Here is an 11381-nt window from a genome sequence, read left to right as displayed (position 1 = left end):
GGAGTTGGCGAGCATCTCGACGCGCTTGCGCAGCTCTGCTGCGCGGTCCTTGGCGTTCTGCTCGTTCTTCTTGTCCTGCGCGCGGGCGATGTCCGCGCCGTAGGCCAGGAAGTCGGCCCGGGCCTTGGCGTCGGACTTCAGCACGCGCTCGACCTCGGCGTTGAACACCGGGCCGCCGGTGCCGCGCATCGCCTCGATCTTCTTGCGGTTCTCGACATCGACGCCGTCGCGCTTGTCCTTGGCGCGCTGGCGGGCCTCGGCCTCGCCGTGCTCCAGGAACGCCTTGATCGCACCCGGGTCGGAGCTTTCCAGCGCCGCCTTGGCGGCCGCGCGGACTTCCTCCTCCTCGTCGAACTCCGCGAAGTCCTCCACCAGCTGCCGGTCGCGGTCCGCACTGAGCTTGTCCAGCTCGGACTTGGGCGCGGCGGCCGGCGTACCGCCCGGCTTCGGCAGGGCGGCGGCCAGTTTGTCCAGTGCCGCCAGCGACTTGGCGTACGTGGCCTGTTCGGCGCGGGCGTTCGTGGCGGCGGTGGCCTGGCCGGTCGCACCGCCCAGGATCGCCAGCGCGAGCGCCGCGGACACCGTCCGCGACGCCGTCACGGCCCAACGGCCGCGTGGTCTTCCGGCCCCCGGCCGGAATCTACCCATCACGGGATGAATCCCCCTTGATTGACGAAAAATAAAAACAGAGGTGCCCGGCCGGCGGGTCGGGCCGGCCGGGCACCGAGCGCGATCGGGCCGGTCAGCCCTTCACGCGGTTCTCCGCCTCCTGTGCGAGGTCGGCCATGTCCTGCCAGAAACCGGCGGCCTTGGCCGCCTCGGCCTGCTCCAGCGACCAGGAGCTCTGGTGGGCCTCGGCCGGTTTGCCCATGTTCTTCCACAGGGCGTCCGCGGATTCCTGGGCCGCGGCGGCGATGGCGCGCCAGTTCTCCGCCTGCGCGGCGGCGGCCGCCTGCTCGGCCAGCCAGGCCGCGCGCGCGGCACCGGCGTGATCGGCCACCGCCTTCCACGCCGCCTCGGCCTCCGCCCGCGCCTTCGCCGCGTCCGCCGCGCCCTTGACGGCCTCCTCGGCGGCCGCCGCCTTCGCCATCAACTGCGACAGCACGGCATGGCGGAGCACGTCCGCGTCGGCCACCCGCGACCGGTACGCCTCAAGGTCCAGCGTCCCGCCCGTGGCCCAGCCGTAGCCGAAGAACTCGGCCACGTCCGCATCCGTGGCACCGGGCCGCAGCGCCCACTGCGCCGCCACCCGCACCTGCTCGCCCGGATCGTGCTCGGCCACCGACCCGACGAACGCCCGGTCCTTGGCACCGACCTCGGCCCGGTGGGCGGCATCCGCCGCGCGGGCGGCCCGGTCGCGCTGCTGCGCCTCGGCGTACCCGCTCTTGACGAACGCCGCCTGGTCGGCGGACGTGCCCTTCAGCGCACGCTCGGCCGCCGCCCGCACCTCGGGGGAGAACTCCTTGGTGTGCGTGGCCACCACCCGCTCGCAGAACGCCCGGTTGCGCGCCCGGACCTCGCGCGCCCGCTGCTTGGCGGCGTCGAAACCGCCGCCGGGGGCCAGCCACTGCGCGATGGCCGCGTCCCCGCCGGAGTTGCGCAGCGCGTTCCACGCCGAGACGCGCACCTCCGCGGCCGGGTGGTACTTCGCGTAGTACAGGACGCGGGCCCGTGCGTCCTCCGCCGCCGCGGTCCTCATCTGCGCGGGCCCGTCGACGGCCGGCTGACCGGCGGCAACGGTGGCGGACACCGACGGTCCGGCCCACGCCGGAGCCACCCCGGCCACGGCGCCGCCGCTCGCCAGCAGCACGACCGTCACGGCCTGTGCCACGCGCCGGCGACGGTTCACTGCGGGCCTCTGACGTTGGCCGGCGTGATCTTCCAGAGCTGGGCCGGGGTCTGGTTGCAGCTCCACGACTGCGCCATGGCGCCGTCGGCCTTGCTCGCTTCGGGGATGTCCAGGCAGCGGTCCTCGGCGTGGGTGGGCCGCAGCTGGAAGAGCTTCTTGACCGGGTCGACGAGGACGACCTGCCAGCGCATCTGCTTGGCGCCGTCGATGCACTTCCACTGCTGGGCGTCGGCGCCCAGCTGGGTGCCGCTGTTCTCGATCTCCAGGCACTTGCCGCTGGCCGCGGAGCGCAGCTGGTAGGAGGAGCCGGCGGTGGGGACCATGCGCCAGTCCTGGGGCCTGCCCTCCGTGCACGCGGCCTGGGTGGCCTTGACGCCGTCCGCCGTCTTGCCGTCCTCGATGGTCAGGCACTTGCCGCTGTGGGCGGCCTGCAGGCGCACGACCGTCTCCGGCATGGCCGCGCGGTTCTTGGCCTCCTGGGCGCCGGCGGCGGCCGCCTGGGTGGCGTTGTACGCGGCCTCGGCCGCCTTCTTGGCGGCGTCCGAGGGGTCGTCGGTGTCCGCGTGGGCGCTCAGGGCGCCGCCGCTCAGGACGACGATGCTCGCGCCGAGGGCCAGCGCGGCCCGGGTGATCCGTGCCATGGTGTGTCTCGTTTCCTCTCGACTCTTTGAGCTCAGCCCTTGACCGGCTGGATGCGCCACTGCTGGGCGGTGGTGCCGTTGCAGTTCCACTGCTGGGTGACGGCACCGTCGTCCTTGCTGGCGCTCTTGACGTCCAGGCAGCGCGCGTCGGCGTGGTCCGGGTGCAGTTCGTACAGGTCCTTGGTCACGTCGGCCAGGACGAGACGCCAGCGCTGGTGCGGGGCGTTCACGCACCACCACTGCTGGGCCTTGGCGCCGGTGTTGACGCTGCCGTTCTCGACCTCCAGGCACTTGCCGCTGTGCTTGGCGCGCAGCTCGAAGGTGGCGGAGGGGCCGGGCACCAGCTCGAAGAGCTGGTTGTCCAGGCCGTCGGCGCACTTGGCCTGCACGGCGTCGGCGCCGTTGCGCAGGCTGCCGCCCGCGATGGTCAGGCACTTGCCGCTGTGGGCGGCCTGCAGCTGCACGACCGAGGGGCCGCTCGCGGCGGTGGCGGGGGCCTCGTCGGCGTGGGCGGCGCTCACGCCGCCGGCGAGGGCGGCCACGCTCGCGCCGATGGCCAGCGCGACCCGGGTGATCCGAGACATGGGTGTTCCGTTCTTCTCAGGAGATCTCATGGGGGGTTGCGGAGCCGGAGGGATCAGGGCGCGAGGGGAGCGGAGATCTTCCAGGTGGCTTCCTGGGCGAAGTCCTTCTCGGCGTCGTAGCGGTTCTTGCCGCCCTTGCCGGAGGCCGCGTACAGGTCGCCCCAGGAGCTGCGCAGGAAGCGGCCCTTCTGGGAGGCCGACTCGAAGGACGTGCCGGCGCCGGCCAGGCCCTTGCGGGGGCACCAGGTGGCGTCCTTGCGGAAGGCGGCGCCGGTGTCGTCGGCCATCAGGCGCACGCGCAGGTCCTTCTGCGCCAGGTAGTAGCCGGGCTTGCGGACGGACTCGAAGGAGTAGCAGCCGGGCTGGGCGTTGAGGGAGGGCACCACGACCCAGGTGGCGTCCTCGCGGTCGGCCTGCCTGCCCTTGGGGTCGACCGGGGCCAGGAAGACCTCGCCGCCGTCGGGGGAGGACTGGCGGACGTGGAAGCCGGCGGGCTTGCCGCTCGCGGGGGTCAGCGACTGGCGCTTGGCGCGGTACTGGACCTCGTCCTTGAGGAAGGCCGCCACGGCCTCGTCGGTGCCGGCCAGCGCCTTCTTGGCCTGGGCCACCAGCCACGGGTTCATGCCGGTCTTCTCCGCGGCGGCCTGGATCGCCAGGGCGCGGCGCCGGTCGACCTCGGCGATCTTCTTGCGGCGGGCCTCGTCGTCGCGCTTGTAGGCCTGCTCGGCGCCGGTGTGGATGAACTCCTTCCAGGCGGCCGGGTCCGGGCTCAGGACGGCCTTCTGGGCCGCGGCGTACAGCTCGCTGCCCTGGGCGTCGGCCGGCACGCTGCGCAGCAGCTCGCGGATGAAGTTGTCGTCGCTCAGGCTCAGGACGGCGTCGGAGGGCGTCAGGCCGAAGAGCGCCGCGGCGTTCCTGCGGGCGGCCAGCTCCGCACGGCGCTGCGCCTCCTCGCGGTTCTTCTGCTCCAGCTCCTTGAGCTCGTTGGCCACGTCGCGCTGGTGGGCCTCGCGGGCGCCGTTGGCGATGAACGCCTGCCAGGCGGCGGCGTCGCCGGCCAGGGCGGCCGCGGCGGCGGCGCGCACCTCGGGGCCGGCGGCCTCGTGCTTCATGACGGCGCGGACGAAGTTGTCGTCGCTGAGCGCCAGCAGGTCCGGGGTGCTCGGTATGCCCACGGCTATCAGCGCCTGGGACTTGGCGAGGCGGGCGGCGCGGTCGGCGTCGGCCCGGTCCTTCTCCCGCTGCTTGTCGACGGCGTACGCCTCGTGGATGCCGGTGGTGATGAACCGCACCTGGTCCTCGGTGCTGCCGAGCATGGCCTCCTCGGCGGCCAGGCGCACGGCCTCCAGGGTCTCGCCGGCGTCGCGGGCCTTCTGCCACAGGGCGTGGATGAAGTCCTCGTCGCTGAGCAGCAGTACGTCCGGGGTGGGGTCGAGGCGGACGACAGCGGCCGCGTCGACGCGCTGCGTGTCCGTGGTCCCGATGCCGGCGGCGCTGCTGACCGCGTCGGCGGGCGCGGCCAGGGCGGCCTGCGGTGCGGCCACCGCGGTGACGGCGGCGAGGGCGGTGGTGGTCACGAGGCCGTGCGTGAGGATCCGCCGCAGGCGGGCGGACGTGGTGTGTCTGAAGTCCATGCTGGTTCGACTGACCCTTTTCATCGCGATAAGCCCCCCGTAAGTAAAGGGCTGGTGAAGGCGAAGTCTTGAAGAGTCACCGGATGGTAGTCAAACCGGAAGTGATGGATATGATCAGCATAGCTATGACTTGCAACAACCGTGCCGACTCCGTGCGTTGCAGGAACAATGGCCTCTGTGCGCCCATTGCCGGAATTGCTCATTCCGCTTTTTGCCGGGCCGCCGGTAAAGGCCACGGGTAAGGTGCTCAGCGCACCGTGCGCCGTCCGCCTGGGAAGGGATGAACACCATGGCCGAGCAGAAGACTTACCTCGTCACCGGCGGAGGCACCGGCATCGGCGCGGCCACCGCGCGCGCCCTGAGGGCGGCCGGCCACGACGTGGTCGTCAGCGGGCGGCGACCGGAGCCGCTGGAGCGCCTCGCGAAGGAGACGGGCGCGCTGGCCCACCCGGCCGACACCGGCGACCCCGCGGACGTCACCGCCCTGGTGGAGGCGGCGGTGGAGGCGTACGGGCGGCTCGACGGGCTCGTCCTGAACGCCGGCACCGGGCGGCCCGGGAAGGTGGGGGAGCTGCCCGTCGAGGACTGGGAGGCGGTGCTGCGCACCAACCTCACCGGCCCGTTCCTGCTCCTGCGCGCCGCGCTCCCGCACCTCGTGGCCACCCGCGGCGCGGTCGTCGCCGTCGCCTCCGTCGCCGCCCTGCGCAACGGCATCGGCAACCCCGCCTACGCCACGTCCAAGGCGGGCCTGCTGCAGCTGTGCCGCTCGGTCGCCGTCGACTACGGCCCCCAGGGGCTGCGGGCCAACGTGGTGTGCCCCAGCTGGGTGCGCACCGACATGGCCGACGGGCGCATGAGGCGTTTTGCCGACGACGCGGACCTCGGCGCGGGCGAGGACGGCGTCGAGGCCGCCTACGCCCAGGCCACCCGGCTGATCCCCACCGGCCGCCCCGGCGAGCCCGGCGAGGTGGCCGAGGCCGTCGCATGGCTGCTCTCGCCCGCCGCCTCGTTCGTCAACGGCGCGGTGCTCACCGTGGACGGCGGCGTCACGGCCGTCGACCCCGGCACGGTCGGCTTCGGCTTCCACATCGCACCGCGTACGTCCTCGCACTGACCGGGGCGGCCATGGCGCCGTGGCGCGTGTTCGCGCACGGTGTTCAAGTGCGGCTTGTCAACGTTGGCGGTTGGCTGTACTGCTAGAGGCGCCGTCCTCGTCCACGCCAGCGGAGGGCGCGCGGCGCCAGTCCGATGAACGAGGAGCGCAGAGGAACATGACGAGAGGCCAGTCCCGTCGCCCGGGGGCCGCCACCGAACGGAAGATCGACGAGCGGCTCACCGCCCTCATCGCCACCGTCTACCCGGACGAGCGCAAGCGGCCCGGGTACGCCAAACTCGCCGAGGAAATACGGGAGACGACCGGGCGGCCCATTTCTGGTACGTACCTGTGGGAGCTGGCCACGGGCAAGAAGTCGAATGTGACGCTCGATCACCTCGACGCGCTCGCCGAGTTCTTCGGGGTGCCCACCGAGTATTTCCTGAATGACGGCGTGGCGGATAGGGTCAACTCCCAGCTGGCGTTGGCCTCGGCCCTCGGAGACGCCCAGGTGCGCAACCTGGCGCTGCGCGCGCAGGGGCTCTCGCCGGCCAGCCTGGACGCCCTGCTGGCGATGGTGGACGACGTCCGGCGGATGCAGGACCTGCCGCGGATCGGCGACGAGGGGCGCGAGGCCCCGCGGACCGCCGCGCAGGACTGAACCGCCCATCCGCCGGCGCGGGTGCCCACGGGCGCTCCAGCGGACGTGACACAGCACGGGGGAACAGTCGATGCCGGCCAGGTATGTCAAACTTCGCCGCCGGTGCGAGGCGATGCTGGACGAGCTGGACCCGCCCCGCCCGTTCTCGCTGGACGAGCTCCGCCGCGCCCTGGTGCGCCGGCGCGGGCGCCCCTTGCACTTACACCCGCTGCCGTTGCAGGCGGCGGCGTCGGGAGCCTGCGGCCTGTGGCTGGCCACCGATACCGACGACCACATCTTCTACGAGCAGCGCACCACGCGCGCGCACCAGGAGCACATCGTGCTCCACGAGATCGGGCACATGCTCTTCGACCACCGGTCCCTGCGCTCGGACGGCTTCGGGGGCTTGACCGCCCTGCTGCCGGATCTCAGCCCGCACCTGATCCGGCGCCTCCTCGGTCGCACCGACTACACCACGCGCGAGGAGCAGGAGGCGGAGATGTTCGCGAGCGTGCTGCGGACCTGGCAGGGCCGCCACGATGCGCCGAAGCCGGGCGGGGCCGGGTCGCCGGCCGGGCCGGAGGCGGCGCTGGGAGTCGGAACGGTCCTGTGATCGCCGAGCTGACCGCCCTCGGCCGCCGGCTCGAGATCGCGGCGGCCGTCGTCCTGTGGATCGCCGTGGTGCTGCGCGCCCCCTCGTCGATCCGTCGGCCCCGGCAGCGCGGTTTGTGGCTGGCGGTGGCCACCGCGGCCACGGCCATGACGCTCAGCCTCGTGCCGGGGCCCGTGCTGCGCCGCGCCTTCGGTTCCGCCGAGGTCCTGGGGCTGGCCACCAACCTCTTCGGGGTCGTCTCCGCCGGCGCCGTCCTGGACTTTGTCATGGTCGCGACCGGCAGGGGGCGAAGACGCCGGTGCGCCCTGTACCTGGCCACCGCCGGGGTGATCGCCGTGCTGGTCGTGCTCGACCGGACCGGCGGCGCGCACGGGCTGCACGCCATCCACCGCGTGGGCCTGTGCCACCCGCGGCCGGCGTACTGGCTGCTGCTGATCGGCACCCACCTGACGGCGGACGCGGCCTGCACGTGGGTGTGCTGCCACTACGCCCGCCGCAGCGCCAGCCGCCCGGCCCGCCGCGGCCTGTGGCTCTTCGGCCTGGGCACCGCCTTCTCCGGGCTGTACTGGTCGGGCCAGTTGCTGCGGGTGACCCTGCCGGTGCCGGGCATCGGCATGCTGCTGCCGTACTGCATGGTCCTGCACGGACTGCTGCGGGCGGGGGCGGTCCTGGTGCCGGTGGTCACCTCGGTGACCGGAGCCTGGGAAAACGTTGTCACGGTCTGGCGGCTTTGGCCGCTGTGGCGCGATGTGACCGATCTCGCGCCCCATGTCGTCCTCGTCCGGCGGCGCTCACGGCTGAGCGAACTCCTGCGCCCCCAGGGGTCCTTCTCGCTGTTGCAGTACCGCAAGGTGATCGAGATCCGCGACGCCCTGCTCGTCCTGAGCTCCCACAGCAGGCCCGAGGTGCCCGGCCTGGCGCAGGAGTACCTGCATACGGTGCGCGCGCTCGACGATCGCGGCGCCGCCCTCCTCGCCTGCCTGGTGCGCCAGGCGCGCCGTGCCGTCCTGGACGGGCTGCCGCCGGGGCAGGAGCCGTCCGCCGTCGGCGACTTCCGCACCGCCGACCTGTGCGAGGAGACCTCCTTCCTGGTCGAGGTGGCAACGGCGTACACCTCTCCCGCGGTGCGCGGCTTCGACGCCTGGCTCGGGCGCCGGGGTGATGCGCTCGCCGCGCCCCGTCCGCCCGGATAAACGGATGCCCGCAGGCCGGGCGTCCGCCAGGATGGACAGTCGCCCCCATGGAAGGATGCATTCATCCGCCATCGTTGACGGATGCATCAACTGCGTGCGATATTAAGGACGATTGGCCAGTATAAGTGACGACTGGCTTCTCGCCCAGCCGCACAAAGGGGGATTGATGCAGGCGGATCTCAAGAACCGGCACGCCGACCCGTTAAGGGAGACGGAAGACATCGAGGAGCTCTACGAACTGGCCATACGCCGGCAGTTTTTGTGCCTGAGCCGCGCGGCCGAGGAACTGGACTGGCCGGAGGCCCGGGTGGCCCGGGCGGTGCGGGTGCTGGTGGAGGGGCAGTTGCTGCGGCCCCTGGCGAGCGGGCGCAGCGTCTTCGTCCCCGTCGCCCCGCGCACGGCCGCCTCCCGCCGGCTGGCCCCGCTGCACTCGCAGATCGCGCGCATGGAACGGGAGTCGGAGGAGATCCGCGCGGAACTGGCCGTCTTCCAGGAACTGCACGAACAGGTGCTGCGCGAGGCCCGGGTGGCGGAGCCGTTCCAGATGGTGGCCGGCGAGGACGCCATCGCGGCGGAGATCGCGGCGGCCGCCGAGGAGTGCCGCTCCGAGGCCCTCATCGCCCGGCCCGGGGGCGGCCGCAGCGCCGCCGACGTCCTGCAGATCGCCTGGGAGCCGCCCGAGGCCGAGCTCGCCCGCCGGGTGCGCACCCGGGCGCTGTACCAGCACGCCACCCGCTTCGACACGCCCACCAGGAAGCACGTCGAGCGCATCGCGGCGGCCGGGGGAGAGGTGCGCACCCTCGGCGACTCCTTCGAGCACCTGCTGATCTTCGACCGTGACGTGGCCGTCATCCCGGCCGACGGCGACCGCGGCACCGCCCTCGTCGTCCGCCAGCCCGCCGTCGTCGGCTATCTGGCGGGCGTCTTCGAGCGGGCCTGGCTGGCCGCCCGGCCCTTCGAGAGCCACAATCGCGCGGCGGACGTGAGCGAACTCATCTCCGGTGTGCGGATGTCCATCATCCAGCTCCTGGCCGAGGGCGAGACCGACGAGGCGATCGCCCGCCGCATCGGCGTCAGCGTGCGCACCTGCCGCAGCCACGTCGCCAAGATCTACGAGGAGCTGGGCGCGCGCAGCCGCTGCCAGCTGGGTGTGCTCATCGCCCAGTCCGGCCTCCTCGGGCCGGGGTGAGCCCGGGTGCGGGCCGGTCGGCCGGTGGGCGGCAGCCTCTAGGATGCCGGGTATGACTGACCCGTCCCCCGCCACGCCCGCCGCCCTCCCGCGGGACCCGGAACTGGGCTTCCCGCCTCCCGGTGAGGTGCTGCACCGACTGCGCACGCACAAGGGGATGTCGCTGCGGCAAGTGGCCGCGGAGTGCGGGCTGTCGGTGTCCTTCCTCGCGGCGCTGGAGCGGGGCGAGACCGACATCGCCCTGGAGCGCCTGGGCCGGCTGGCCAAGGTCTTCGACCACGACGTCGGCTCCTTCCTCGGCTTCTCCCGGGGCCGGGCCACCCCCTCGCTGTTCCCCCGGGAGAAGCAGGAGGTGCTCCACCGTGCGCCGGGTGTGCTCTACCGGGTCCTGCGCTCGCCGGAGCTCGGCTACCAGGTCGTCACCGGCGACTTCGAGCCCCGCAGCGGCCTGACGGAGGACCTCCAGCACGAGGGCTCCGACCTGGTGACGGTAACCCGCGGCGTCATCGTCGCGCGGTACAACGGCGTGGACCACGTGCTGCGCGCCGGGGACTGCGCCCAGTGGTCGGCCGGCCATCCGCACAGCTTCCGCAACGACACCGACGAGCCGGCCCAGTTGGTCTGCATCCTCTTCTCCAGCCTCTACTGAGCGGCCCGCTGCCGCAGCCCTTCCCGCTTCCTGTTTTCTTCCCAACAGCCCCACGGACCACGGTCCGTGGGGCTGTTCGGCTTTCGGGACGACATTGAGGTTGAGCGATATTCTGCTCTACAGTGCTTTTTATCGAACAGGAGGGAGTGTCAGCGGTGTCCATCCCGAACCCGCCCGTGCACAGTTCCGAGCGCCCCACGGCCCCCGCGGCGGCCGTCCCGGCCCCGGCCGCGTCCGGCGGGCGTGCCGCCGACCTCACCGCCCGCGCGGCCCTGGTGGTGGTGTGGAGTTCGGGCTTCATCTCGGGCAAGCTCGGGCTGCGGCACGCGGCGCCCTACACCTTCGCGGCGTTACGTTTCGCCATCGCCGGCCTGGTGCTCCTGGCCATCGCGCTCGCCCGGCGCGACCGACTGCCGCGCGGGCGGCGGCTGCTGCACCTGTGCGTGGCGGGCGCCCTCGTCCAGGCGGTGCAGTTCTCCAGCATCTACGTGGGCATGGACCTCGGCGTGCCCTCCGGCCTCGCGGCCCTGATCATCGCGCTGTACCCGCTGACCGCCTCGTTGCTGGCCGTGCCGGTGCTGGGCGAGCGCGTGACGGCCGGCCAGTACCTCGGGCTCGTCCTCGGCCTGGGCGGGGTGGCCCTCGCCGTCGCCGAGGGCATCCACGTGAGCGGCGGCTACCTGCTGGGCCTGGGCTTCCTCGTCCTGGGCCTGCTGGGCATCTCCGTCGGCACCGTCTACCAGAAGCGCTTCTGCGGCCGGATGGAACCGGTGAGCGGCAACGCCGTGCAGCTGCTGGCCGCCTCGCTGGTCGCGCTCGTCCCGGCGCTCGCGTACGAGGGCTGGGACGTGGACTTCACCGCCGGCTACGCGCCCGTGCTGCTGTGGAGCGCGCTGATCAACTCCATCGTCGGCGTCGGCCTGCTCTACCACCTGCTGCAGCGGCACGGCACGAGCCAGGTCAGCAGCCTGTTCTACCTCGTGCCGATGAGCACCGCCGTCCTGGGCGCCCTCGTGCTCGGGCAGCACCTCGGCCCGCTCACCCTCGGCGGGCTCGTCCTGGCCACCGCCGGCACGCTGCTGGCCAACCGTGTCCGCCGCTGAACGGCGCGGGGGCCGGGCCACCGGCCCGGCCCCCGCCCCGCGCGGCACGGCTCAGCAGGCCGGGCGGCGCTCGAAGTGGTCGGCGATCAGATCCTCGATGTCGTCGGCGCAGTCACCGCAGCCGGTGTTGGCCTCCGTGGCCTCGCGCACCGACGGCAGGTCGTGGGCGCCGCCCTCGATGGCCTCGATCACC

General features: G+C 72.8%; 12 protein-coding genes and 1 pseudogene. 7 read left to right on the top strand and 6 right to left on the bottom strand.

Annotated elements, in window-relative coordinates; translation table 11 throughout:
• The 5 genes and pseudogenes from AC27L3_RS05055 to AC27L3_RS05035 all read right to left on the bottom strand — a co-directional run.
• Nucleotides 1–600 (bottom strand): annotated as a pseudogene (locus AC27L3_RS05055) (hypothetical protein); the annotation flags it as partial.
• Between the two features lie 142 nt (nucleotides 601–742).
• A complete protein-coding gene (locus AC27L3_RS05050) occupies nucleotides 743–1831 on the bottom strand; it encodes a hypothetical protein (protein WP_487232789.1) in 1089 nt (362 codons plus the stop codon).
• A 14-nt stretch (nucleotides 1832–1845) separates the two neighbouring features.
• Entirely contained in the window at nucleotides 1846–2490 is a 645-nt protein-coding gene (locus AC27L3_RS05045; protein WP_487232788.1) for an RICIN domain-containing protein, read from the bottom strand.
• Between the two features lie 32 nt (nucleotides 2491–2522).
• Complete coding sequence (locus tag AC27L3_RS05040; RefSeq protein ID WP_487232787.1) at nucleotides 2523–3074, bottom strand: RICIN domain-containing protein; 552 nt, start codon at nucleotides 3072–3074, stop codon at nucleotides 2523–2525.
• Nucleotides 3075–3127: 53 nt separating this feature from the next.
• Complete coding sequence (locus tag AC27L3_RS05035) at nucleotides 3128–4708, bottom strand: AbfB domain-containing protein (protein WP_487232786.1); 1581 nt, start codon at nucleotides 4706–4708, stop codon at nucleotides 3128–3130.
• A gap of 289 nt (nucleotides 4709–4997) precedes the next feature.
• On the opposite strand from AC27L3_RS05035, the gene AC27L3_RS05030 reads away from it, so the two are divergent.
• The 7 genes from AC27L3_RS05030 to AC27L3_RS05000 all read left to right on the top strand — a co-directional run bounded on the left by AC27L3_RS05030 (nucleotide 4998) and on the right by AC27L3_RS05000 (nucleotide 11188).
• The gene (locus AC27L3_RS05030; protein WP_487232785.1) at nucleotides 4998–5822 is read left to right on the top strand and encodes an SDR family NAD(P)-dependent oxidoreductase; all 825 of its coding nucleotides are present in this window, start codon (nucleotides 4998–5000) and stop codon (nucleotides 5820–5822) included.
• A gap of 157 nt (nucleotides 5823–5979) precedes the next feature.
• Nucleotides 5980–6462 (top strand): hypothetical protein, encoded by a 483-nt coding sequence (locus tag AC27L3_RS05025; protein WP_487232784.1) that lies wholly within the window; start codon nucleotides 5980–5982, stop codon nucleotides 6460–6462.
• A gap of 70 nt (nucleotides 6463–6532) precedes the next feature.
• Nucleotides 6533–7054 carry a hypothetical protein gene (locus tag AC27L3_RS05020; protein WP_487232783.1) on the top strand — a complete coding sequence of 174 codons (522 nt, stop codon included), beginning with the start codon at nucleotides 6533–6535 and terminating at the stop codon, nucleotides 7052–7054.
• Complete coding sequence (locus AC27L3_RS05015) at nucleotides 7051–8247, top strand: MAB_1171c family putative transporter (RefSeq protein ID WP_487232782.1); 1197 nt, start codon at nucleotides 7051–7053, stop codon at nucleotides 8245–8247. Before AC27L3_RS05020 ends, AC27L3_RS05015 begins: the two co-directional genes overlap by 4 nt.
• Nucleotides 8248–8413: 166 nt before the next feature.
• The gene (locus AC27L3_RS05010) at nucleotides 8414–9436 is read left to right on the top strand and encodes a helix-turn-helix transcriptional regulator (RefSeq protein ID WP_487232781.1); all 1023 of its coding nucleotides are present in this window, start codon (nucleotides 8414–8416) and stop codon (nucleotides 9434–9436) included.
• Nucleotides 9437–9488: 52 nt separating this feature from the next.
• Complete coding sequence (locus AC27L3_RS05005; RefSeq protein ID WP_487232780.1) at nucleotides 9489–10085, top strand: cupin domain-containing protein; 597 nt, start codon at nucleotides 9489–9491, stop codon at nucleotides 10083–10085.
• A gap of 155 nt (nucleotides 10086–10240) precedes the next feature.
• Nucleotides 10241–11188 (top strand): DMT family transporter, encoded by a 948-nt coding sequence (locus AC27L3_RS05000; RefSeq protein ID WP_487232779.1) that lies wholly within the window; start codon nucleotides 10241–10243, stop codon nucleotides 11186–11188.
• Nucleotides 11189–11239: 51 nt separating this feature from the next.
• Here the strand turns inward: AC27L3_RS05000 and AC27L3_RS04995 are convergent, their stop codons facing one another.
• Nucleotides 11240–11380, bottom strand: coding sequence for a (2Fe-2S)-binding protein (locus AC27L3_RS04995; protein WP_487232778.1), 141 nt, complete (start codon nucleotides 11378–11380; stop codon nucleotides 11240–11242).
• Nucleotide 11381: the final 1 nt, after the last annotated feature.

The sequence above is a fragment of the Streptomyces sp. PKA51 genome (assembly GCF_057552455.1).
This window is presented reverse-complemented; position numbering and strand designations above follow the sequence as displayed.

Bases quoted from the DNA above. Each gene is read 5' to 3' on its own strand.
- AC27L3_RS05045 (WP_487232788.1), bottom strand. From the start codon at position 2,490: ATGGCACGGATCACCCGGGCCGCGCTGGCCCTCGGCGCGAGCATCGTC.
- AC27L3_RS05040 (WP_487232787.1), bottom strand. From the start codon at position 3,074: ATGTCTCGGATCACCCGGGTCGCGCTGGCCATCGGCGCGAGCGTGGCC.
- AC27L3_RS05035 (WP_487232786.1), bottom strand. From the start codon at position 4,708: ATGGACTTCAGACACACCACGTCCGCCCGCCTGCGGCGGATCCTCACG.
- AC27L3_RS05030 (WP_487232785.1), top strand. From the start codon at position 4,998: ATGGCCGAGCAGAAGACTTACCTCGTCACCGGCGGAGGCACCGGCATC.
- AC27L3_RS05025 (WP_487232784.1), top strand. From the start codon at position 5,980: ATGACGAGAGGCCAGTCCCGTCGCCCGGGGGCCGCCACCGAACGGAAG.
- AC27L3_RS05020 (WP_487232783.1), top strand. From the start codon at position 6,533: ATGCCGGCCAGGTATGTCAAACTTCGCCGCCGGTGCGAGGCGATGCTG.
- AC27L3_RS05010 (WP_487232781.1), top strand. From the start codon at position 8,414: ATGCAGGCGGATCTCAAGAACCGGCACGCCGACCCGTTAAGGGAGACG.
- AC27L3_RS05005 (WP_487232780.1), top strand. From the start codon at position 9,489: ATGACTGACCCGTCCCCCGCCACGCCCGCCGCCCTCCCGCGGGACCCG.